Origin of the sequence: Zobellia uliginosa, assembly GCF_018860745.1 — a bacterium.
In the GTDB taxonomy this organism is placed as follows: Bacteria; Bacteroidota; Bacteroidia; order Flavobacteriales; family Flavobacteriaceae; genus Zobellia; species Zobellia uliginosa_B.
Genome location: NZ_JAHKPY010000003.1, coordinates 88,994 through 112,760, shown reverse-complemented (window position 1 = coordinate 112,760; position 23,767 = coordinate 88,994). Strand labels below are relative to the sequence as shown.

The window sequence follows — 23,767 nt, the reverse complement described above, 5'->3', positions numbered from 1 at the left end:
AGTCATCAAATATAAAAATATGAATCTTCGAATTTTCGCTCTTATCATTTTTGGAATACTTGCCAGCTGTAAGAACGAACCCAAAGCCGTTGTAGAAGAAAAAGCCAAGCAACCCAATATCTTGTTTTTAGCCATAGACGATTTAAGGCCTGAGTTAGGTGTGTACGGTTCTGATATTGCGATTACACCAAACATTGATGCTTTAGCGAATGACGGTTTACGCTTTAACAATGCTTATTGCCAACAAGCCATTTGTAGCCCTTCTAGAGCTAGTCTAATGACTGGCGCTAGACCTGAAACTATTCAAGTAATTGAAAACTTCACCTATTTCAGAGATAAAAATCCCGATATAGCAACACTACCACAGCACTTTAAAGCCAATGGCTATGAGTCCGTATACACGGGTAAAATTTACCATGGGAAATATAATGACCCAGAACTTTCTTGGAGTAGAACTCCTGTTCAGCTGGGTAAAAAGGATGTAAAATTCGGTTTTAAATTACCGGAAAATATTAAAATGCAAAAGGAAAATAGCGCTGCTATGATAGCTAAATACGGAGAAAATGCGCTGAGAAATGGACTTGGAAAAGGTCCTGCCTATGAATTTGCCGATTTTCCGGACAATGCTTACGAAGACGGTTTCAATACAGACATGGCCATCGCTACCATGAAAGATATGTTGCAGAAAAATCCTGACAAACCTTTTTTCTTGGGTATGGGAATGAAAAAACCACACCTAGATTGGATTGCACCCAAAAAGTATTGGGACCTGTACAGTGAATCGGATATTAAACTTGCTGAGCATGAACAAGCTCCAAAAGATGGCGCCACTATGGGACTACATGCATCCTTTGAATTACGAGCCAGAGCGGATATTCCCAAACAAGGAGATATAAGCCCTGAACAAGCTATAAAACTAAAACATGCTTATCTGGCCTGTGTAAGTTATGTTGATGCCCAAATAGGTAGAATGTTGAATGCTCTTGATGATGCTGGAATAAGAGATAATACCATTGTTATTTTGTGGAGTGACCACGGGTGGCATTTAGGCGATATGGGTATTTGGGGAAAAGCTACCAATTATGAAATAGCTACCCGAGTTCCTTTAATTATTTGGACTCCAAACATGGCAAAAGAAAACAGAGGTAAATCTACCGATGCTTTGGTTGAATTAGTAGATATGTATCCAACACTGTGCGAATTGGCAGGTATATCCAAACCGGCTACTTTGGAGGGTCAGAGCTTTACTCCCCTACTATCTAATCCCGAACAGGAATGGAAAACAGCGGTCTTTTCTCAATTTCCTACTCCTGCGCTTAGGGAATGGGCTGCAAATCCATTGTCAAAAGGAATGCGCGAAACTTCTTTTGGACCTTTAATAGAAGAAGTTGAAACGCGGATAAAGAAACAACAGGGCGAAAAATGGGACCGTGATTTATTTGAAAACCGACTAATGGGTTATTCTATGCGTACCAAAAATTATCGGTTTATTGTTTGGAAAGACTATACTGATAAAAATGCAGAACCCGTTTTTATTGAGCTTTACGATCATGCTAAAGACCCTGCAGAAACTATAAATATTGCAAAAGACAATCCTGAACTTGTAAAAGAATTATTGCTCCAATTCAACAAAGGATGGAAAGGAAATATGGCCCCAAAAGATTATGTAAGACTATGATATACCGCTTATGTTATTTAAAAATTATTGAAAAATCTCACCTTGATTACAACTAAATTCTAATCTAGTTTTATCGATAATGGATGCTTTAAGCGCTTCGCATAATTCTTAATTTCCTTGTCAGGATTTTCTATATCTACCGAAAAAATTAGATACGCGTTTTTCTCGTAGTAGCGGCTTCCAACCGGAAAGGTCTGAATAGTATCGGATAAAACTCTGTTCCAATATCTACCATTATTTGAAGATTTGGTAATCTTGGTGTATGGATTGTGCGTTGGTGAGGGCTCGCCTTTTGTATTTGCATTATCGTACTGAAGACGTATTGAACCAAAACCATAACCTTTTTCTAAATTATAAAAAGCCAACCAAGCTGCATCATCAGTAATATGACATTCTTCTAAAAAATCTAGTTCATCGGAGTATAAATTTAACCGTTTAATGGTACCATCTTTTTTAGCATACGCAAGATGGGTAAAAAGACTATCCATAGTCATTTCATCATTACGCAAGAGATTTAGTTCCACCTTTTTTTGAACCGAAATAATAGACTCAAACAAAAAATAAGGCAGATTATCATAAAACTCGTAACGTCCTTCAATTAGAATCTCGGGCACGCTATCCGTACTACCTGAACGTTCCTTGACTACACGGTACTTTTCTACTTCTATGTGATTTTTGGAATCCGGTCGTAAATCTTCTAAATTAAAATAAAACTCTGAATTACTTTTAGAAAAATTGGGAGCCCAATGCATTGCAATATGGCTTCTTTTCAGCAGCTGATTTTTAAAGTTTTTCAACTCTATTCCCTTTACTTGTCCGCCGCGTTTATCATCTTCCGTGCTAAAAGTAGCTTTGTAATATTTGTTCTCTACAGCTAGATTATCTTCGGAGAGCATTTGCTGAATAGGTAATCCAATCTTACTCTTTTCTTGAATACTGATATTGATTTTTTTGGTTTGATTTGCCGTAAGCGTAATCGGAAAAATTATAGAATATTCAAACCGATTTTCATTTTTAACAAATGCTGTATCATCAACCGGTATAGCAGTTCCATCTTCTGGGTCAATAGCTACTAACATCTCATTCTCCAGCAATTCACTATCCAAACTAATCGTTGGGTTTACATATTCTAAAGGACGGTCTAAGCCCACAGTTTCAGAAACAATAACAACAGGCATCTTCTCCGACGTAGAACAACCTGAAATCAATAAAACAAAGACAACGCAATTAATTAAATTTTTCATGCTCAGATTAATTCATTTACAATACAGGAATTCCCGGCTTTGGAATCGCATAATTACCATCTTCTAATGGTGCATTAGGCATTTTCATATCCCAAGATAATTCGGAAGGCACTATACTTAAATTAGACCCTTTCGCCTTTTCCAAATCAATAATTTTACCAGATTCAATTGCCATTCTACCCATGATAGTCGTCATTGAACTTTCTGCTCCGTACTTAGTATTGTTCACATAGGGTTTGTTTCCTAAAATTGCTCCTATAAATTCATCCTGTTCAATCTGTGAAGATGATGGATCATCTTTGTCTCTATATCTCCAAAGCGAATTTCCTTCTAAATCAACCATCTGAAAACGTTCATCTGCCTTACCTTTAGAACCCTGAATATTAAAGCCCAGTCTATTGGCACAATTATCCATTTGTCTACACTGTACATGTAGTTTTGTACCATCGGCATACTCATATTCTACATAATGATGGTCAAATATCTCTCCATGGTCCGGCCCTTTAAGCATTGCCCTACCTCCCATTCCACTTGCTTTAATGGGGTAATCTTTTTTAATCCAATTAACTACATCAATTTGGTGAATGGCCTGACCGGCAAGTTGACCGCCCCATAACCAATTAAAATAATGCCAATTACTAATTTGATATTCCAATTCTGTTTGACCTGGTTTTCGTGGATGTACGGTAGCCATACCAACGTTATAATAAACATTCATAGAAAGAACGTCTCCAATATCACCTGCATGAATTTTTTCCACCAATTTATTTAGTGCAATTTCATAACGGAATTGTAACCCAACTACAACGTTTAACTTCTTCTCCGTTGCCAATTTTCCGGTTTCTATCACTTTTCTATATCCAGGACCATCAACAGCTAATGGTTTTTCTAGAAAAACATGTTTGCCAGATGCTATGGCATATTCAAAATGATCAGGTCTAAAACCAGGTGGTGTAGCCAAAATTACCGCATCACACTCATCAATAACATTTTTGTACGCTTCTAATCCCAAAAATTTACGTTCTCGCGGTACATTGACTTGTTCGGGAAAATCTATAGAAACTCTTTCAAAACTATTATCCAACTCATGTTGAAAAACGTCCCCCATTGCTACTAATTCTACAGATTTTGACGCCGTTAAAGCTTGAAATATTGCCCCAGTACCACGACCTCCACAACCCACTAAACCCAATTTTATTTTTTGCTGCCCCAAGACATTAACATTTGAAAAAACGGGAAGATGACTAAACACCATACCGGCTGCTACTGTTTTAGAAGTTTGTTTTAAAAATTTTCTCCGTGGATTAGTTTTCATATGCTTCCTTATTTACTATTCTAAAAATATTAAATTATTGTTTGAAACTGCTTTCTTACTTAAAGGCCTTTCAACCAATTTTCTATATTATCTCTAACAAAATCATCATCATTTAAATGCGGATAATCATTATAAACTCTACTTATCTCTTCATTCTGACCTGTAGATAATTTTTCTGCTTCATCTAAACACCAAATTCCTTTTAGAAGACCTTGTCTTCTCAATACTTCATGAAGACCTGCTATACACCCTTCAAAATTATTGGTCGCATCAAAAAATGCTGCATTAGTGTCCGTTACTGCAATATTCAATGACATTAATTCTTTAGATATCGTTCCGCCGGATTGTTTTACTTTATGAATTTCCTCCAAAAGCGTAACAGCTTTATTAGTCCAAACGGCCCAATGCCCCAGTAATCCCCCTACAATATCTTTTTTGATGACTTTGCCTTCAATAGTCACATTATAAGTCGTTAAAAGGTCAGCTACTATATTGTCATCATTACCCGTGTATAATACAATTTCATCACAACGTGATGAAGCGCAAACGGCACGTACCACTTCTAAAGTTTGATACCTATTAAACGGTGCCATTTTTATAGCTTCTACATTCTTGATTTCAGCAAAAGCTTTCCAAAAATTATAACTCAAAACTCGTCCTCCTACAGCTGGTTGCAGATAAAATCCAAATACCGGTATAACTTGGGCAATTTTAGCTGCTCGTTCCAATAGTGCCTCTTCTGACCAATCTCCTAAGCCATTTGTACTTACCAAAACAATATCATAACCTAATTCTGCACAGATTTTAGCTTCGGTTACGGCTTGTTCCGTATTCCCGCTAACACCGGCTACTTTTATAAATGGTCTGTCTAAATTGGCTATTTCAATTTCCTCTATCGCCAGTTGTAATACCTTTTTATATAGATTGATTTTTGGGTCTCGTATTTGGAACTGTGTTGTATGTACCCCAATTGCAATACCTCCTGCACCTGAAGCCATATAATATCTTGTTAACAATCGTTGACGTTTCTCGTCTAGCTCACGACCTTCTGTCAATGCCAAGGGATGAGCAGGAATTACAGTACCTTGATGCAACAATTTTTTTAATACGGGGTCTAAAGTATTCATATTAACTTTGTACTAATTTGATTTAAAAATCTCCTTTTCGTTCTTGGAAATGCGTAGGTTTACCTAGTTGTTCCCCTCCAATTTTGACCCAATTAGCTGTCCACTTTATCATGTCTTGCAGTGAGGTCCTAGGTTTTCCAAATAAACTATAAGCCCCGTTTGAATTATTTAGCAATGCTGTCTCTGCAGGCTTATTTTCAAAAATGGGTTCTATCTTGAGTAATTTACCAAATTCTTCTGCCAACCATTGTATGGATATGGTTTCCGGGCCAGTCACGTTTAATTTTCTAGCCGGTGATTCACAATGTAAAAGGGAACGTATAGCATACTCATTGGCATCGCCTTGCCAAATAACATTGGCAAATCCCATACTTAAATTTATTGTTTTTTGTTCAATCACCGCCTTTGCAACTTCTAACAAAACCCCGTACCTAAGATCAAGTGCATAATTTAACCGATACAATAGCATTTCTGTTCCGTTTTTAACGGAAAAATGTTCAAAAACACGTTCACGACCTAAACAAGATTGGGCATATTCACCAATTGGTGAAGGTTTCACTTCTTCTTTAGCTCCTCCACTGTCAATAGGCACAAACGGATATATATTACCGGTAGAAAAAACAACTATTTTTGATTCCTTATATCTTTCCGAAACTCTACCAGGAAGGTAAGCGTTCATTGCCCATGTAAAATGCTCATTACCAGATGTACCAAATTTATTACCCGCCATATAAATAACGTTTTTAACCTTTGGGAGCTTCATCAAGGCTTCATCATCCAATAAATCTACCTTGATGCATTCAATACCAAAATCTGTCAATTCTTGAAATAGATTTTGATTTGAAAAGCGAGAAGCGCCAATTACTTTTTTAGTGCTTCCTGCAGCATCAATTGCTCTTTTAGCAAGCTTTGCCAAGGTAGGCCCCATCTTTCCCCCCAAACCTAAAATCATTATGTCTCCTTCAATTTTACTGATATCTTCTATTAATCGTTTGGAAGGTTTAGAGAGTTGTTCCTCTAATTCGGCTATTGTAGCTATCATAGATTTCTAGTTTATTTAATAAATATATTATAGGTATTCGCCCCTGCTAAAAGCACTAGCATTGCCAATCCTAAAATCATAATAACATTCAATGTTGTACTTAATTTAAAAAGGTGTTTAGCCGCTCTATCCCGCGCAATCATAAAAATCATAAACCCTATTACAGGAACAACTATGATAGTAAAACCTTGAGCCATAATTATAAGCTGTATGGGTAAATTCCCAAAAATTATAGCAACAGCTGCACCGATCAATATGACTGACATTATCACATACCGTACTTTTTGGGATTCTAACTTTCTGCCAATATTTAGAGCATCGGATAATAAAACACCGCCCAAAGTTGCGTTCCCGATTAAGGAAGAAAAAGAAGCTGCAAACAAACCGAACATAAATATTACCGTGGCATAACTACCGAATACAGGTTCTAATGCCTTACCCATTTCGGCAGCAGAATTAACCTGAATTCCCTGCGGATAAAGTACTGAAGCAGCCACTAACATAACTGTTGCCGTTATTATTCCCAGAATAAATACGCCGGATAAACTTTCTCTTTCATGTGATTTAGAATCACTCTTATCCCATCCTTTTTCTTGGACGAGATACGACTGATAGAATGCTCCTGCAATTGAAAAACTGGAAGCCACTAAAGCCAGAGCTAAAAATTCCGAGCCACTTGGTAATTCAAAATCAAATTGCTGTATTAAAAGTGAAATATTAGGCTTTGAAATTATTAGGGTTAGTACAAATGAAACCAGCATTAAAACAACCATGCCAATCATAATTTTCTCTAGAATCTTAAAAAAAGATTTAAAAAACAGTAAAATAATAGCAATAACGGAAAATGCAATTATCCATGGCACAGGCGATACATTAAACATTTCACCAAACACCATACCAGCGCCTATTGAGTTACCTGCCTGAAAAGAAGCTGCTACTATAAAAAGACCTACGCCAATAACAATACAAATTGTATTACCATATTTTTCACGTATCAGTTCAATAAGTGTTTGTTTTGAGCTTAACCCTATTCGAGTAGAAACTATGGTGAAAGCCGCCATAAAAAGAATACAAATAGGCACTACCCAAAGTAACCTAAATTCATAGTTAGCCCCAATTTTAGAACCTATTGCTAAACTACCTGGTCCCAAAACTAAAGCTGCAGTAATAAAGCCCGGACCTATTAGACCAAGTATACCCTTTTTTTTTTTATCCTTCATCAAATGAGACTGACTAAATAATTCCGATTATTAGTTTATGGGATTGGGTAATTTATCCCGACACCTAAAAATAAGATTAAAAACTGAACAACCATTTATTTGCAATTAACAAAAAAACATTGCAATTTTCCGTTCAATAACCTTTGGCTCGGAATATAAAACAAAAGCATATTGAAATATATATAAACTTTGATGATTATATAAAAGAATGAAAATAATACGGGTTAGTCTATTTGTTTTACTATTGGTTTTTGTTGGTTACATTCTTTATTCCATAAAATTAGATTGTAAACACCAAAATGGTAATTTCAATATTACCGACTACGGTGCGATTGGTGACGGTAAAGTTTTAAATACTGAGTTTATACAAAAAGCAATTGATGCATGCGTTGCAAATGGAGGAGGAAAAGTGATTATACCTTCTGGAATTTTCAAATCGGGCACGATTATTTTAAAAAGTAATGTTGAACTACATTTTGAACATAACTCCGTTTTACTTTCAAGTATTGACGTTACCGATTTCCCTTTACAACCCATGCCAAAATATCGATCGCATAAAGACCAACTTGGCGGATTCAATGCACTCATTTATGCCGAAAGCCAAGAAAATATAGCTATAACGGGCAACGGAACTATTGACGGACAAGGCGCGCTTCATACTCCTATGCCCAACCCTTATGCAGGTGATGTTGACGGTAGACCTAGAAATATACTTTTAATTTCCTGCAAGAATATTAAAATAGACGGTCTACGGATGCTCAATGCATCCATTTGGAATCAACATTATCTTGATTGTGAAGACTTATTTATCTCTAACATTTACGTATACAGTCATGGAAGTCGAAATAATGATGGTATCGATATTGACGGATGCCGCCGAGTTGTTCTCTCTAATAGTATTATTGATTCTGATGATGACGGTATTGTTTTAAAGAGTACAGGGGCAGCTGCTTGCGAAGATATTGCTATTACAAATTGCGTAGTCAGTAGTTTTTGTAATGCCATAAAAGCTGGTACCGAAACCACGGGCGGCTTTAAAAATGTTTCCATAAGTAATTGCGTAATAAAGCCCTCAAAAGAAAAAGGTAAGCCCATTTGGGATACACCACGTATAGGCGTTTCAGGAATTTCACTTATGATAGTTGATGGTGGTATACTAGAAGGTTTTACGGTAAATAATATAACTATACATGGTACTGAATCCCCAATCTACATCCGGCTTGGAAATAGAGCCAGACCTCATACACCTGGCGCGGTAGTCAACCAAATTGGAGAGGTAAAAAACATATCTATTAGTAACGTAATAGCACATAATGCCGGAACATGGGGTTCTTCTATTACAGGCTTGGAAGGTTTCCCAATTAAAAACATATCTTTAAATAATATTCAAATTTTCTCAAAAGGTGGTCTTAAAAGAGGTGATTTTAAAACAACTGTTGAAGAAGACGAAAAGGGATATCCTCACGCAATTACATACGGTAACTTACCTAGTCATACGTTTTTTATACGGCATGCAGAAGGTATATCTATAGATAATATGATTATTGGAACAAATAAAACGGATTCAAGATACCCAATTATAGTTGATGATGTAAAAAATCTTCAGATTAGAGACATTTCTTGGAAAAATGCTGACGGCACAAAACCTCTTGTTAAAGGGCAATCAATTACTAATTACCAAATTGAAGAACCTTTAGGCTGGAAAGGTAGTGTTCATTTTGAACTATTAGATTAATAGAGCTAAAAAACTGCTTAATTATTTTAAAGTTTCTATCTATAAAGTAAACTATATCTTCTCTTCTTTCTTAGCCTTTGCCAACGCGCGTTTACGTTTGTAATGTTCCTTATCTGCTATGTAGATGGTTTTCTTTACTTCACAGAAAATAGTACTTCTTTCTGCATTCATTAAGAATGTAGTTTTAACGATATCTATCTCAGCTTCCTGTTGTACTCTTGATTTTATGATTTCAATTTCTTCCGAGCTGTATTCAAAATCTGCATAAACATCTTCTTTAGCAGGTCTTTTGAAAGAGATTTCAGCAGATTTATCCCATACCACAAAATCGTCACCAAGAATATTAATAAGTTGAACCATGGGTATAGGATCTACCGCAGAAAAGAGGCTTCCACCAAAGATAGAATTTACGTAATTCTTATTTTTATAACTAATGGGCAGTTTTACGGTAACTTTCTTCAAGTCCGTGGAAACACTTTTTATTTTAGCGGTACTACGCCGGTACATGGGCGAAAGATTAAAACCATGCTTAAATATCTTATGCCTACCCACAAAACGAGAACCAAAATCTGCTAAACTACTATAGAATGACATTTTATTTGCTGTGATTATTGATTTAAACCAATAACAAATTTATCATTAAGGATGGACTTAAAAAAATGTAGATCAAAACAATTGTTAGCAACCGTGGTGCATAACTTAATAACTTAACACGTTACCGTTGAAGAGGGAAATAAAAAATGCGAACGATTTTTTCATCTTGGTTACTTACTGTCTTTCATAAAAGGGGGGAACATTTAATATCATTCTATCATCAAGAGAACAGTAAATAGCCTTTTCAAACCGCCTATCAGACATAAATCGTCCGCATTTTGAGGAATTAAATTCTAACTTTTTAATCCAAATACTATTTTTCCTTATCCCAAAATTACTTCATCTTGCTTGTAAATAATTTCATTTTTCGGTGAATACCGTTTATCTACACTTGAAAAGAAATTACCTATAGACGAACGGTAATTACAGAATTTTTCGTCATTTAATTCCATTTAAACTCCATTAAAAATCTACTCTTGCAAGTAAAACTTTTTTCATTTTATACTATAAAAAAAGAGCACCGTAAGATGCTCTTTATCAAATCAATATTCTAAAAAAACTACTTTTCTAAGCTTCCAGATTCTAAACGCTGCATTTGTTTCTTGCTCAGCCCTTGGCTATAATAAACATCAGGTTTATGATTTACACGGTGATTTTTCATTTCAGGGTCGTCAAGGTCCAAGCTTAAATCACAGTCAAAACGTACTAGCTTGGAGTGAAATTGGTCCTTCCCTCCCAAACTGATAAAATGGGCAAGTCCCCAGGTAATTCCGCGTCCGTCTTTAGTATTCGTAAAAGCATCCGGCACATGAGGTGCTGCCGCATACGGCATCAATTCTGTTATGCTTGCAATCTCAAAATTAACCCAGTCTTCTGCATATTGAATTGTATTATGCTCTGGTCCGTCTTTATAGACCAAGGCTGCAACTCCTTTCCGAAATGGGAATAAAGAAGTTTCATGCCCAGAAGTAATTACGGGGTTCAGCGGATGTTTTGTAAATGGGCCCAACGGATTATCTGCAATAGCTAGCCCTTGCATACGTACCTTATCGGGCTTTTCTCCAAAATCAGATTTATAATAAATATAAACTTTACCGTCGTGAACTAACGGGTACGGATCATGTATGGAATATTGGTCCCACTCCCCTTCTCCACCATTTGGAATAACAATTTTATTATATGGCGTCCAAGGACCTTCTGGAGATTCTGCATAAGAAACCGCTACAGGACAGTCGTCTCCTCTTTTTCCACTTGCCTCCATAAATCCTTGGTAATAGAGATAATATTTTCCCTCCCACTCTAAAATATCTGTTGTAGTTACTGACCGCCAGCCTACCGTAGGTTTTTCTGGCCTTTTTATGGCAACTCCTTGCTCTTCCCATGTAAACCCATCCACAGAAGTAGCATACCAAATTTCAGAAAGGTCCCAATCTGATGACGGCACCGTGTCACTACTTTTATCTGCTCCCCTTGGTGGTGTAGAAGTATTTCTATAAGTGTACCATACGTAATACTTTCCGTTATGGATAATGGTTTTTGAAGGATCTCTTCTAGTGATTGTCCCATCTCCTCCATTATAATCAAATCCCTTCAGCTCTGTATATTTAAACTGACTAAAAAGTTCATTGTGCTGTGGTTGCGGCGCTTCATAGTCCGTATAGATACGTTCCATAGCTGCACTCATCTTTCTATTTGGTTTTTCCTTTGGTAAAACAAAAGGGAAACCTCCTTGGTCTTCACTAGATTCTAAAACTGCATCCTTTTGAGATTGCGATTTGCACGCCCCTATCACAAAAAGTAACAGTACTATTGTTGCTATATTTCTCATAATTGTTATGGTTATAATTTTCCTAGTTTCCTAAATATTCAATGTAAGTGTAATACACGCCAAAGGCTTCTCCTTTCTCAATAAAATCAGTAACCAACATGGTCTTTCCTTTTTGTAGATTCACTATAAAATCTGCACTTTCAATATCACCAATAATGGTTTGTTCTTTAATTTGATTGGCTATCTGAATACGTACTTTCTCGGGATGCATGGTTTTATATTCATACTGATTTTTAGGGTTCTCTCCTGGAATTCCTAAAATAGGGCCGGAACATTCTTTAGGCCAACGCATACATGAAATCTTATACTTACCCGCTGTTTCAACTTTAATAGCATGTGTATTATTTCTGTTTTTCATACCCGCTGCAACTTGCTCCGGTTTCCAAATACCACCGTCTTCCCCAATAGCATGCTGGATGGTTAATTTTATTTCTTTTTGGTTCTCATTCCCCACAATACTCACCGGAAACTCTTGATATTCAAAACCAGCTTTTGCCACATCTAGAAACATCTTGTTTTTCAATAAAAGACCTTCTACAACATCTTTATTTTGAGAAGCAACATCTGTATCTTGATGTTTATCAACTACAATATCATACAATTCTTTACCATTTACTAACCTCCATTTTTCGGTAAGTATGGCCATTTCATCCGTATCGTATGGTGTACGCCAATCTTGTCTGTTATGTACAAAAACGGTTCTATCATCTTCAAGCTTTCCTTCTTTCTTCAACACGGGAGAAAAATCGATTCCATCCAATTTCATCTCTTTAGGAATATTGAGATTACAGAGTCCGGCTAGCGTTGGAATCAAATCTACATGTGCCGTTAATTCGTTCAGGTCCTTTCCTCCTTTAATCTTTCCATCTTTCCATCGAATGAAAAATGGTACTCTGTGACCACCTTCTGTTCGTTGCCCTTTTTTGCCTCTGAATCCTTTATTGAAACCTAATTTACCATCTGGACTCACACCGCCGCCAGAACCGTTGTCGGTCATGTAGATTAATATAGTATTGTCCGCTAATTTTTTCTCCTTAAGGTAGGCCTCCAACTTCCCGAAATTTTCATCAATATTGGTAATCATTCCATAAAATTCGGCTCCCACAATTTTATTACCTACCAAATGTTGGTAGGGAGCGGCATACTTTTCATCAACAATAAACGGACTATGAGGCGCATTTGTAGGGAGATACAAAAAGAAAGGAGCATCCTTGTTCTTATCCATAAAGCGCATCGCCTCTTGAAACCAGACATCCGTACAATACCCTGAAAACTTTTTCGGTTCATTGTTTACATAGTATACATCATCATTGTAACTATTTCCCCAATAATCAGATAGCTCCCCAACACCGCCCGCTTTATGATGTACGGCAACATCAAAACCACTATCGGTAGGTCGTGAAGGATAATTATCTCCCAAATGCCACTTGCCGAACATAGCAGTTTTATAACCGTTTTGTTTGAAAACATCGGCCATGGTACGAGCGCCTTCAGCCAAAGCATCACGTCCTTTGTATGTAGCCCAAGTTCCATTATTTATGGGATATCTTCCCGTCATTAAAGCTGCACGTGTTGGTGTACACATAGGACTGACATGGAAATCTGTCATACGCACCGCTTGCTTATAGAACTTATCTATGTTAGGAGTCTTAATCCATGGATTACCATGGCATGCCAAATCGCCAATTCCTTGATCATCGGTCATAATCAAAATAACATTTGGTTTTTGCTCTTGAGAAAATGCGTCCAAAGCAAATAGCCCTACCCAAATAAAAAGCATACTTTTCAATACACTTTTAAACACTTTATTAGATAACATATTTATATAATTAGTTACTCAATTTTTACATGAGAGACTTTTAACCACACTCATCCTCAAAACTAAGTATTGAAACCTACAAAATACCAAAACGACACTTTACAAACATTATACAAACATGAAATTTTAGGTCATTAGCCTTATATTCATCCTATATTTTAATATCTTGAATGACAGAATCACTAAAAGAAATAAACTACTGTATTACAATTATTTACATATATCAATTATACTTATACTATGTTCCTCATCGTCATTTGGGCAACCACGATCAGGTAAAAAAGATATACAAGATAGCACAAGCTATTATACAAGTGAAATAAGCAATGCGGTGGCCGGTTCTAATCAATTCCCCAATGAGTCTTATCTAATTTTTGAACGTTCCAAAGCCTTTTTTGAAAGAAAAAAGGACACCAATAAAATAGTAAATTGTCTGTTGGGCATGGCAGAAATTGAAAAGAAAAAAGGGAGGTTCAGTACTTCCTTTGACCATCTCTGGCAGGCAAAATATCTAGGCGATTACTTTTCCAACAAAACTCAAAAAGTGCAAACCCGTATTGCTTTGGCACGTTTGTACGATGAGTTTAATATGACCGAACAATCTGTACTACATTTAACGGAAGCCCTAAAAATATCGAAAAAAATATACCTTCAGGATTCTACCCGCGTGCAAAACCTCATTTCCGGTTATATGTATATGGCGGTGAGACAACGTAAATCCGGAAATTATGAAAAAGCCCTCCAATACTTAGACTCATGCTTTGTAAACCCATCGGTTCACATTGAGAAAAGTGTAGAAATGCCATTTTGGGATGCAGAAAAGGGAAAAATAATGCAAGAATTGAATGAATTTAAAGAAGCTAGTACCTACTTGCACCTTGCCCGCACCCATACTTTACATAAAGAAATAAGTTACCGACCCAATATATCTATGTATTTGGGCGATTTAAAAAAGGACTTAAAACAAAATGATAGTGCTCTCTATTTTTACAATGAAAGTTTGGTCTTGAGCCGTGAACACGGACTTCGGAATGATTTGGAAGCAGAAGTTCTTGGCAAAATATCCGAAGTGTACGCTACAAACGGACAAACAAAACGCGCTTATAATTATCTGGTGGAATCTACAAATACCGCCAACCGTGTACTGCAGGCAAAAAACAGAACAAACAGTGAACTTTTTCAAATAAAAGACACTTATCTAAAGTCGATTTCAGAAAAAAATGAGCAGTTAGGACAGAAAAACTTAATTATAGAAAAGAATAATATTATTCAATTCCGTCTAAAGGTTATCTTATTCTTACTGGTGCTTTTGGGGCTCGTGGTCGCCGTAATATTCCAAATGCGACTCAAATTAAAAAAGACAATGCTCCATAAAAAAGAAGCAGAATTAAATTCCAAACTCATAAAAGAACGAAGCGAAAATCAAATAGAGCTAAAAAGTAGGGAATTAACTTCTTATGCGCTTCAATTAATAGATAAAGACAGTGCTATTGATGAGCTTTTAGAGCTGCTAAAAACGGAAGCTTCACCTAAATACAAATCGCTTTTCAGTAAATACAAAAAAGGGTCTAAAGACCTTTGGAACGAATTTAATCTACAATTTACCCAAGTAAACTCAGCTTTTTATGACAAACTCAAAGAACTCCACCCCAAACTCAGTAGTACTGAACAGAAGCACTGCGCCCTTATAAAGTTAAATCTTAGCACCAAGGAAATGGCGAGAATTCTGAACATAGAACCTCATAGTGTTCATGTTTCCCGTTCTAGAATTCGTAAAAAAATGGGACTAGAGCGTTCCAGGAATCTTGAGGATTATATTTCTGGAGTTTAGTTGCGACTATATTTTTAAATACATTGAACGGGCTAAAATATTCTTCTTTAAAAAACCTTTTAGATCGTTTTCATAACTAATTTTCCATTTATTTTTATCTTCAACTAAACTGTAGAGAGTTTCTCGTTAGACGCCAATAAGTTATCTTGAAAAGCTTGCAGGCCTTTTCCAGATTCAAAAGAATGGCCTAACTCCAACAACGCCATTTCTAGAGCACTCAAAACGGATATTAAATCATTGGAAGATACAGAACCCATATGCCCAATTCTAAAATAGGATGCTTTTATCTCCGAAAGCAATCCGCCTGCTACAATAATATTATAATGAGCGATTCTTGAACGTAATTCAGCCCCATCAATATCTTTTGGATAATATATTGCCGATAAAGTGTTGGCCGCTATCTCTTCAGTTTTAGGTAAAATTTCTAGGTTAAGGGCTTTTATTCCCGCTCTAAAAGCTTCAGCTAATTTTTTGTTTTTTTCTACCCTGTTTGCAATCTTTTCTGCACCTATTATTTTTAAACTGGTTTCCAAGGCTACGATTAAATTTACGGCAGGTGTCCCAAAATAAGACGAGCGCCTTTCTTCATAGGCTCTCATAATTGGCAGCCAATTGTTCCAGTCAGAATAGTAGCTAGACACCGGTGTCCTTCGATTTTCCCAAACCTCCATTGCTTTTTGGGAGGCAACCAAAAGTGCTAGCCCAGGAGGTACGCCTATTGCCTTTTGAGAACCGGTCAAGACCACATCAATACCCCATTCTTCTTGTTTGATTTCTTCACCCGCAACGGAACAGACTCCGTCTAGAATACATAAAACATTGTATTTCCTTGCTAATTCCGCTATAGGCTTCGGGTCTACCAAAACTCCCGTAGAGGTATCTACATGGGTAATCGTTAATACTTTAAATTGTTTAGAGCTCAATTCTTTTTCAATAGCATCAATTGGAACAATTTCACCAACATTAGATTCTAAGATTGTTGTATTGGCTCCATATCTATCCAAAATATCTTTAAACCTTTTCCCAAAATACCCCGTAGAAATCACAAGGGCATTATCTCCTCTTTCGATAAGATTAGCTGCCGCCATATCCATCGCTAAAGTGCCAGTTCCCGCTACAATAAATGGTTGTCCGTTTGGTGCCATCCATATATCTCTCATCATTTCAAGACTCTTTCCAAATGTCTCTATAAAATTTGGAGCTACATGACTAGTAGTAGCCATACCCATAGCACGTAAAACTTCCGGCTCAAACTCTATAGGGCCCGGTATCATTAATAATTTCCTGTTTTTCATATCTCTAGTAGCGTTGATAAAGGATTAAAAAATTAAGAAATAGCTTCTTTACTCAATAGTATTCCATCTAAATCCACATAAACATAATGATTAGGAACGAAAGTAACCTCGCCAAACTTTACGGGAATATCTTGTTCACCTTCATTACGTTTAACACTTTTAACGGGGCTGGAGTTTAAAGCCCTTATTCCAACTTCCATAGTATTTATCAGAGCACTATCGCGAATGCAACCGTTAACAATAATTCCAGACCAATTATTCTTGATAGCCAATGCTGCAAGTCGATCACCGACCAAGGCGCAATTTAAAGAACCTCCACCATCTACAACCAGTACATTTCCGTCTCCGTTAGTTTCCAATTTTCTGCGTACAAGAGAGTTATCCTCGAAAAGCTTTAAGGTAGAAATCTTTCCGAAAAACATTTTTTTATTCCCAAAGGATTGAAAAATGGGTTTTACACATTCAAAAAGGTTAGGGTTTTCATCCCAAAGGTCTGCGGTAACGCACATAAGACTAAATTTTAGTTAAGATTTAATGTTGTATTCCATCTAAATAAAATTAATGGTAAAGGTGAAGTACAGATACATCACCTTTACCATTAAACATTTTTACATTTATCTAGATAATACAACTTCCTTTTTCTCCTTTTTATTGGTAGAAAACTGATTGCTAGTATTCTTTTCACCACCTGCCTTTAAAGCTCTGTCGCCTGCAAAATAGGTTTTGTGATCATCTCCCAAATCAGAACCTGCCATACGTTGGTGCTTAACACAAGACACTCCTTTTCGTATTTCTTGGCGCTGAACATTATCTACGTAGGCCAACATGCCCATCTCACCAAAATACCCTTCCACAAGATCGTTCATATGTAATGCAGTTGTGTGATATGTTGGTAAAGTAATTAAGTGATGAAAAACACCTGCATTTAATGCAGCATCTTCTTGAAACGTTCTAATCATTTCGTCTGCACGTTGCGATAGTTCCGTTTCATCATATTTAATATCCATAAGATCAGCCCTATCATATCCTAATATATTATCCCCAGCTTCCTTCATAAAGTCATATGCCTGCTGCCTAAAATTAAGTGTCCAGTTAAAAGATGGTGAGTTATTATACACCAACTTGGCATTTGGTATTTGCTCTTTTACCCTGTTTACCATATTTGCAATTTGACCCACATGCGGTGTCGGAGTTTCTATCCAAAGCAGATCCGCACCGTTCTGCAAACTAGTAATACAATCCAGAACAACCCTATCTATATTAGAGTTAGGCTTAAATTTATATAGTCCGTTAGGCATACGAACAGGACGAACCAATTTACCGTTTCTCTTAATCAATACATCGTTTTCTTTTACCTCATCCATAGCGATTTCTTCCGCCTCTATAAAATCGATATATTTTGACGCCAAATCTCCCTGTTCTTTAGAAACGGGTAGTTTTTGAGTCAAACCGGCACCTTCAGAATCGGTACGAGCTACGATAACGCCTTCTTCTACACCCAACTCTAAAAACGCATAACGCAGCGCATTTAATTTTGCTATAAAATCTTCGTGAGGCACGGTAACCTTACCATCTTGGTGACCACATTGTTTAGCGTCTGACACCTGATTTTCAATCTGCAGTGCGCATGCACCGGCTTCAATCATTTTCTTTGCCAATAAATAAGTGGCTTCCTCATTTCCGAAACCGGCATCGATATCTGCTATAATAGGTACAATGTGCGTTTGAAAATTATCGATTTCATCTTGTACATCTTCACCCGCATCGAGACGGTGGTACAGATCATTCAATTCTACCGCATCCGCCTGCTTTAAAAACTGATAAATCTCTTCAATCAATTTGGGAACCGATGTTTTTTCGTGCATAGACTGATCGGGTAATGGTCCAAATTCGGAACGTAGAGCGGCTACCATCCACCCAGATAGGTACAAGTATGATTTATCTGTAGTGCCGTGGTGTTTCTTAACCGCTATCATCTTTTGTTGTGCAACAAAACCATGCCAGCAACCTAAAGATCGCGTGTAGTTCATTGGATCAGCATCATAGTCCGCCATGTCTTTACGCATGATAGATGCCGTGTATTTAGCAATATCCAATCCTGTTTTAAACTTGTTTTGAAGAGCCATTCTAGCCGTATTCTCCGGACTTATGGCACCCCATGTATTTCCGTGTCTAGCCTTTAAGTTACGTACAACGTCAATAGCTGAATTATAATTTGTCATAATAGTCTAGTTTTAAGAGTTTTGATTGATTAATGACGAATGTCCATTTCTATTTCCTGACCCGCTGTACTGCAACGTGTTGCTTATTGACCATTGGGTAACTAAAGCTTTAGATTTTTTTAAAGTTTTCATACTTTTGTTTTACATTATTATTTATTGATAATTGGACCCTGTACTCGATGTTCGCGCATCTGCAGGGTTCTTTTTTTAAATATATTTATAGGCAGGTATGGTTAGAAACTCCTCAAAACCGTCTGCTAAAATCAATTCTTTGAATAGATCAAAAGCTTTTTCGAACTGCGTATCTTTTATCTTAGCTGGCCCTACTTCGGTAAGTATTTTTTCTATTTCCTCATCAAAAATGGAATTAAAAAGAGCACTATTGAAGGTTCTACCATCTTCAAGAACGACTTCCTTATTCAACCAATGCCAAATTTGTGTTCTTGAAATTTCGGCAGTAGCGGCATCCTCCATCAGATTATATAATGCAACGGCACCGTTACCACGTAACCAAGCCTCTAAATACAAGGTACCAACATTAATGTTTTTGCGTACTCCTTCTTCCGTTACCGTTCCTTTAGGAAGCGCTACCAAATCTGCAGCGGTAACAGATATATCATTGCGTTTAACATGCAATTGATTTGGGATTGGCATGTGCTTATTGAACTCGCTCATAGCCACCTCTACTAAATCTGGATGTGCTACCCAAGTACCGTCATGTCCATTTTGGACCTCTCGCTCTTTATCTAACCGAACTTTTTCTAAAGCAGCTGAATTAGCCTTCGGATTATTCTTTATAGGAATTTGAGCCGCCATACCTCCTATTGCCAAAATACCTCTTTTATGACAACGCTGAATCACCAATTTTGAATAGGCATCCATAAAAGGAGACGTCATAGTCACTTGATCACGATTGGGAACCAAAAAGTTAGAATGGTTTCTAAACTTTTTGATATAAGAAAATATATAATCCCACCTGCCACAGTTCAACCCTACAATATGGTCTTTAAGTTCATAGATAATCTCATCTAATTGATGACTTGCCGTAATGGTTTCTACTAATACCGTAGTCTTAAAAGTCCCCTTTGGCACATTAAGGTACTCTTGGGCAAATTCGAAAACCTCGTTCCACCAGCGCGCCTCTAGATAGTGTTCTAATTTTGGCAGATAAAAATATGGCGCAGTATTATTCGCCATCATAGTTTTAGTATTATGAAATACATAAAGTCCAAAATCAAACAAACTAGCAGAAATTTCGGCTTCCTTAATCTGAATATGACGTTCGTTTAAATGGAGACCTCTTGGGCGCACCAATAAAACAGCTGTTTCCGTATTTAAAGTGTAAGACTTATCCTTTTGCCGATTGTAAAAATCAATTAATTTTCTATTGGCATCAATTAAGTTCTGCTGCCCCTCTACACAATTAGACCAGGTAGGCGAATTGCTATCCTCAAAATCTGCCATAAAGGTTTTAGCACCAGAATTAAGCGCATTAATCACCATTTTCCGATCTACAGGGCCCGTAATTTCTACTCGCCTATCTTGTAAATCATGCGGTATTGGTGCAGCCTTCCAATTAGACTCCCTGATACTTTTTGTTTCTAAAGGAAACTCAGGGAATTCACCTTTGTCAAAATGAGCCTGTTGCGCAGTTCTTCTATCCAAAAGCGCTAATCTTTCATCATTAAAACGCTCATGGAGGACGGTTAAAAAAGTCATAGCTTCTTCTGTTAATACCTTAGGATAGTAATTTGCCACTTCCGTATTAAACTGCCATTTAGTAAATGTTGTCGTTCTATTTTCCATATCTCGATTGTTTTATGAAACAATATTATAATAAAGTTTTCACATAATCTAGCGAACGTTCGCTAAATATTAAATTTTAACATAATTAAACATGTTCGCATAATTGATTATCTTTGTGCCCGAACTATGGAAGAAGAATACGTTAAGCTGATTTTTGGATTGAAATTAAAGCAAATCCGAACCGAAAGAAATCTATCTCTTTTTGGCCTATCAAAACTTGCCAAACTCTCAAAATCGTATCTGAACGAAATTGAGAAAGGCAAGAAATACCCGAAAACCGATAAGATTATCATACTATCAGAAAAATTAGATATTCCTTATGATGACTTGGTTTCTTTAAAACTGGATAAAAACCTAGCCCCAATCGGTGAAATTTTACAATCCAAAGTTTTGAAAGAAATTCCGTTGGAACTTTTTGGGATAAAAGAGAGTAACTTAATTGATATTATAGCAAATGCGCCTGATAAGGTCAATGCCTTTATAACTACAATAATTGAAGTTGCAAAACATTACAACTTTAACAGGGAGAGTTTTTACCTTTCCTCTTTACGCTCCTACCAACAATCCAACTACAATTATTTTGATGATTTGGAACAGAAAGTAGTTAAGTTTTGTAAGGCATATCAAATTGATCTGAAGTCTCCGGTATCATCTAAAGAACTAGAAGAGGTTCTCGTTGAGGAATACGGCTATACTATAAATAACAAGGATTTAAAAAAACACAAAGAACTTTACGACCTACGTTCCGTTTTTGTGCCAAAAACTAAAACATTATTACTGGCAAGTGATATAGATGAGGCGCAACGCTCCTTTATCTACGCCAAAGAAATAGGCTACAACTATTTGGATTTTGAGCAACGGCTATACACGTTTCCATGGATCAAGTTTGAAAATTTTGATCAAGTTTTGAATAATTTTTACGCGTCCTATTTTGCTGGCGCACTTTTGCTGCCTAGAGCAGCCCTAGTTAGTGAATTTTCTACACTCATTAAAAAAGACACCTTCGACAAGGTGGCGTTTATAAAGATCTTCTCCTTTTTTGCAGCCTCACCAGAGACTTTTTATCAGCGCTTGACTAACCTTTTGCCTAAAGATTTTAATATTCAGACGCTATTCTTTTTACGTTTTACCCATACCGTTGGAAGTAAGAATTATTACTTGACTAAAGAATTACATTTACCCAACCAACAATCTCCTCACAGTAACGAAACCAATGAGCATTATTGTAGGAGGTGGGTTTCATTAAAGGTACTAGAAGACATAGATAAAAGTAAAGAAGACCACTCTTTTGATATTCAAATTTCTAAATATCCTGATGATAATGTCTCTTATCTGGTCTTTTCCTCTGCCACAAAAGATCCATTTAAAAAGGATCAATATAGAAGCATAAGTATTGGACTGCTTATTAATAAGCAATTAAAAAAGAAAATGGCTTTTATTGATGACCCAAAAATAGATACACAAATAGTTGGCAACACTTGCGAACGTTGTTCTATAATGGACTGTAAGGAGCGAGTGGTAGCTCCAAAAATCTTAGAGAAAATCAAAAAAAATAAAGTAATAGACGAAGTAGTTTCTGAGCTGACGGCCAAATTTAGCTAGTTGTTTCTCCTATTAACTAAAAAGTCTTCTTCATCAACTATTTTCAATTATAGAATAAGCGACCTATAATCTCCTTGATCGAATATAACAAAACTCTACTTTTATTGGTGGCCTTACATGCATTTGAACGCCTAAATAACCTTTTCATGAACCTGAGTTCTTGCTCAAGAGCAATTTCAATCTTATTCTACCTACGGCATTTAAACCAAAAAAAAGAACATTAAAACCACTGCTGCGCTTTAAGTAAAGTTTAATGCTAATCCACGTTTTATACTCATAAATATCTTGATTACTTATAAAAAAGTGTATAACAATTTAGAAACGGATGTTTTAGATTCTGCATATTTGTAATTATTAAATTATGTCTAATCTAATCAAGTGCGGTTAAGAGACCATCCTGTGGTATGCTGTTTAGTCCTAAAGGTTCACTAATAGGGATGATTATAAAAATATCATTATATGAAATTAGCATCAATAGACATTGGGTCTAACGCAATACGACTGCAAGTAGTCAAAGTATATGAAGAAGCAGATTTGATTAGCTTCAAGAACCTACAATTATTACGTTTTCCTTTGCGTTTGGGCCATGATGTATTTTCTCAAGGAAAAATATCCGAACCCACAAAAGAGAAGTTTATCAAGCTCATGAGAACTTTTAAACACCTCATTGATTTATATGAGGTTGAGGATTACTATGCGGTAGCTACATCTGCCATGAGAGAGGCCAGTAATGGAAAAGAAGTTAGTAGTTATATTATGAAAGAGGTTGGGATGAAGATAAATATCATTACGGGCAAAAAGGAAGCTACTATTCTGAATAAGGCCATAAAACCGACTTTGCAAGATAGAAAGTACGTGCATATTGATGTGGGTGGCGGTAGCACCGAACTAAACTTACTTGAAAACGGGAAACTTTTACAAAGCAAATCCTTTAAAATAGGATCGGTACGCCAGCTGTCTACTAAAGAACGAACGGCAGTTTTTCTTTCTATGAAAGAATGGATACATTCTACTAGCTTTTATAAGTCAAAAAACATTGTAGGTATTGGCACCGGAGGAAATATCAATAAACTTTACGGATTGGCCAATAAAGCTTCGAACATGGCCATATCCTTTGCCGAATTAAAAGCGTTAAGGGCCTATGTAAACGAATTTAGTTATGAACAACGCATGTCTATTCTAAAAATGAATCCTGATCGTGCGGATGTTATTATTCCTGCTTCGGAAATTTATTTGAGGGTATTAAAAGAGATGGCAAGCGATCAAATTCTTGTGCCCAAAGTAGGATTGAAAGACGGACTTATCTATGAGCTTTACGAACAGAAAACACACAAAAATTTAGATAAAATAGAGTACCTAGGATACCGGTAAATATCAATCTACATACCTTATTTCAAGCAGCTAAGACC

17 protein-coding genes are annotated in these 23,767 nt (G+C 36.5%); 5 read left to right on the top strand and 12 right to left on the bottom strand.

Annotation, left to right across the window (positions count from 1 at the left end):
* Window positions 1-19 precede the first annotated feature (19 nt).
* Complete coding sequence (locus tag KO521_RS04265; RefSeq protein ID WP_215938674.1) at window positions 20-1,678, top strand: sulfatase; 1,659 nt, start codon at window positions 20-22, stop codon at window positions 1,676-1,678.
* 59 nt (window positions 1,679-1,737) lie between these two features.
* Here KO521_RS04265 and KO521_RS04260 read toward each other — a convergent pair whose 3' ends face one another.
* The 5 genes from KO521_RS04260 to KO521_RS04240 are packed head-to-tail and all read right to left on the bottom strand — an operon-like array spanning window position 1,738 to window position 7,626.
* Window positions 1,738-2,922, bottom strand: a complete 1,185-nt coding sequence (locus tag KO521_RS04260; protein ID WP_215938673.1) for a hypothetical protein — start codon at window positions 2,920-2,922, stop codon at window positions 1,738-1,740.
* A gap of 16 nt (window positions 2,923-2,938) precedes the next feature.
* Window positions 2,939-4,237 carry a Gfo/Idh/MocA family protein gene (locus KO521_RS04255; protein ID WP_215938672.1) on the bottom strand — a complete coding sequence of 433 codons (1,299 nt, stop codon included), beginning with the start codon at window positions 4,235-4,237 and terminating at the stop codon, window positions 2,939-2,941.
* Between the two features lie 59 nt (window positions 4,238-4,296).
* Window positions 4,297-5,364: a dihydrodipicolinate synthase family protein gene (locus KO521_RS04250; protein WP_215938671.1), complete on the bottom strand. Its 1,068-nt coding sequence runs from the start codon at window positions 5,362-5,364 to the stop codon at window positions 4,297-4,299.
* Window positions 5,365-5,386: 22 nt separating this feature from the next.
* Entirely contained in the window at window positions 5,387-6,406 is a 1,020-nt protein-coding gene (locus tag KO521_RS04245) for an NAD-dependent epimerase/dehydratase family protein (RefSeq protein ID WP_215938670.1), read from the bottom strand.
* A gap of 11 nt (window positions 6,407-6,417) precedes the next feature.
* Window positions 6,418-7,626 (bottom strand): Nramp family divalent metal transporter, encoded by a 1,209-nt coding sequence (locus KO521_RS04240; RefSeq protein ID WP_215938669.1) that lies wholly within the window; start codon window positions 7,624-7,626, stop codon window positions 6,418-6,420.
* Between the two features lie 208 nt (window positions 7,627-7,834).
* Between KO521_RS04240 and KO521_RS04235 the strand changes: the two genes are divergently transcribed.
* A complete protein-coding gene (locus tag KO521_RS04235) occupies window positions 7,835-9,361 on the top strand; it encodes a glycoside hydrolase family 28 protein (protein WP_215938668.1) in 1,527 nt (508 codons plus the stop codon).
* Between the two features lie 51 nt (window positions 9,362-9,412).
* Here the strand turns inward: KO521_RS04235 and KO521_RS04230 are convergent, their stop codons facing one another.
* The 3 genes from KO521_RS04230 to KO521_RS04220 all read right to left on the bottom strand — a co-directional run bounded on the left by KO521_RS04230 (window position 9,413) and on the right by KO521_RS04220 (window position 13,602).
* Window positions 9,413-9,955, bottom strand: coding sequence for a DUF4442 domain-containing protein (locus KO521_RS04230; RefSeq protein ID WP_215938667.1), 543 nt, complete (start codon window positions 9,953-9,955; stop codon window positions 9,413-9,415).
* Between the two features lie 559 nt (window positions 9,956-10,514).
* A complete protein-coding gene (locus KO521_RS04225; RefSeq protein WP_215938666.1) occupies window positions 10,515-11,783 on the bottom strand; it encodes a glycoside hydrolase family 117 protein in 1,269 nt (422 codons plus the stop codon).
* A gap of 22 nt (window positions 11,784-11,805) precedes the next feature.
* Window positions 11,806-13,602, bottom strand: coding sequence for an arylsulfatase (locus KO521_RS04220; RefSeq protein WP_252729847.1), 1,797 nt, complete (start codon window positions 13,600-13,602; stop codon window positions 11,806-11,808).
* Window positions 13,603-13,768: 166 nt separating this feature from the next.
* Here KO521_RS04220 and KO521_RS04215 point away from each other — a divergent pair, with 166 nt between their 5' ends.
* Complete coding sequence (locus KO521_RS04215) at window positions 13,769-15,433, top strand: hypothetical protein (protein WP_215938665.1); 1,665 nt, start codon at window positions 13,769-13,771, stop codon at window positions 15,431-15,433.
* Window positions 15,434-15,537: 104 nt separating this feature from the next.
* On the opposite strand, the gene KO521_RS04210 is transcribed toward KO521_RS04215, so the two are convergent.
* From KO521_RS04210 to aceB, 4 genes are all read right to left on the bottom strand, one after another.
* Window positions 15,538-16,728, bottom strand: a complete 1,191-nt coding sequence (locus KO521_RS04210) for a pyridoxal-phosphate-dependent aminotransferase family protein (protein WP_215938664.1) — start codon at window positions 16,726-16,728, stop codon at window positions 15,538-15,540.
* Window positions 16,729-16,760: 32 nt separating this feature from the next.
* Complete coding sequence (gene rraA / locus KO521_RS04205; protein WP_215938663.1) at window positions 16,761-17,237, bottom strand: ribonuclease E activity regulator RraA; 477 nt, start codon at window positions 17,235-17,237, stop codon at window positions 16,761-16,763.
* 105 nt (window positions 17,238-17,342) lie between these two features.
* Window positions 17,343-18,950, bottom strand: coding sequence for an isocitrate lyase (locus KO521_RS04200; protein WP_215938662.1), 1,608 nt, complete (start codon window positions 18,948-18,950; stop codon window positions 17,343-17,345).
* Window positions 18,951-19,157: 207 nt separating this feature from the next.
* Complete coding sequence (gene aceB / locus KO521_RS04195) at window positions 19,158-20,756, bottom strand: malate synthase A (protein WP_215938661.1); 1,599 nt, start codon at window positions 20,754-20,756, stop codon at window positions 19,158-19,160.
* A 126-nt stretch (window positions 20,757-20,882) separates the two neighbouring features.
* Between aceB and KO521_RS04190 the strand changes: the two genes are divergently transcribed.
* Together KO521_RS04190 and KO521_RS04185 are read left to right on the top strand one after the other, a co-directional pair.
* Complete coding sequence (locus KO521_RS04190) at window positions 20,883-22,358, top strand: helix-turn-helix domain-containing protein (RefSeq protein ID WP_215938660.1); 1,476 nt, start codon at window positions 20,883-20,885, stop codon at window positions 22,356-22,358.
* A gap of 459 nt (window positions 22,359-22,817) precedes the next feature.
* The gene (locus KO521_RS04185) at window positions 22,818-23,729 is read left to right on the top strand and encodes a Ppx/GppA phosphatase family protein (protein WP_215938659.1); all 912 of its coding nucleotides are present in this window, start codon (window positions 22,818-22,820) and stop codon (window positions 23,727-23,729) included.
* The last annotated feature ends 38 nt before the right edge of the window (window positions 23,730-23,767 follow it).

What these genes read in the sequence shown, in the direction of transcription:
- KO521_RS04210 (WP_215938664.1), bottom strand. Translation starts at nt 16,728, where the DNA reads ATGAAAAACAGGAAATTATTAATGATACCGGGCCCTATAGAGTTTGAG.
- KO521_RS04220 (WP_252729847.1), bottom strand. Translation starts at nt 13,602, where the DNA reads ATGTTATCTAATAAAGTGTTTAAAAGTGTATTGAAAAGTATGCTTTTT.
- KO521_RS04200 (WP_215938662.1), bottom strand. Translation starts at nt 18,950, where the DNA reads ATGACAAATTATAATTCAGCTATTGACGTTGTACGTAACTTAAAGGCT.
- KO521_RS04190 (WP_215938660.1), top strand. Translation starts at nt 20,883, where the DNA reads ATGGAAGAAGAATACGTTAAGCTGATTTTTGGATTGAAATTAAAGCAA.
- aceB (WP_215938661.1), bottom strand. Translation starts at nt 20,756, where the DNA reads ATGGAAAATAGAACGACAACATTTACTAAATGGCAGTTTAATACGGAA.
- KO521_RS04185 (WP_215938659.1), top strand. Translation starts at nt 22,818, where the DNA reads ATGAAATTAGCATCAATAGACATTGGGTCTAACGCAATACGACTGCAA.
- KO521_RS04250 (WP_215938671.1), bottom strand. Translation starts at nt 5,364, where the DNA reads ATGAATACTTTAGACCCCGTATTAAAAAAATTGTTGCATCAAGGTACT.
- KO521_RS04235 (WP_215938668.1), top strand. Translation starts at nt 7,835, where the DNA reads ATGAAAATAATACGGGTTAGTCTATTTGTTTTACTATTGGTTTTTGTT.
- KO521_RS04255 (WP_215938672.1), bottom strand. Translation starts at nt 4,237, where the DNA reads ATGAAAACTAATCCACGGAGAAAATTTTTAAAACAAACTTCTAAAACA.
- KO521_RS04260 (WP_215938673.1), bottom strand. Translation starts at nt 2,922, where the DNA reads ATGAAAAATTTAATTAATTGCGTTGTCTTTGTTTTATTGATTTCAGGT.
- rraA (WP_215938663.1), bottom strand. Translation starts at nt 17,237, where the DNA reads ATGTGCGTTACCGCAGACCTTTGGGATGAAAACCCTAACCTTTTTGAA.
- KO521_RS04265 (WP_215938674.1), top strand. Translation starts at nt 20, where the DNA reads ATGAATCTTCGAATTTTCGCTCTTATCATTTTTGGAATACTTGCCAGC.
- KO521_RS04240 (WP_215938669.1), bottom strand. Translation starts at nt 7,626, where the DNA reads ATGAAGGATAAAAAAAAAAAGGGTATACTTGGTCTAATAGGTCCGGGC.
- KO521_RS04225 (WP_215938666.1), bottom strand. Translation starts at nt 11,783, where the DNA reads ATGAGAAATATAGCAACAATAGTACTGTTACTTTTTGTGATAGGGGCG.
- KO521_RS04245 (WP_215938670.1), bottom strand. Translation starts at nt 6,406, where the DNA reads ATGATAGCTACAATAGCCGAATTAGAGGAACAACTCTCTAAACCTTCC.
- KO521_RS04230 (WP_215938667.1), bottom strand. Translation starts at nt 9,955, where the DNA reads ATGTCATTCTATAGTAGTTTAGCAGATTTTGGTTCTCGTTTTGTGGGT.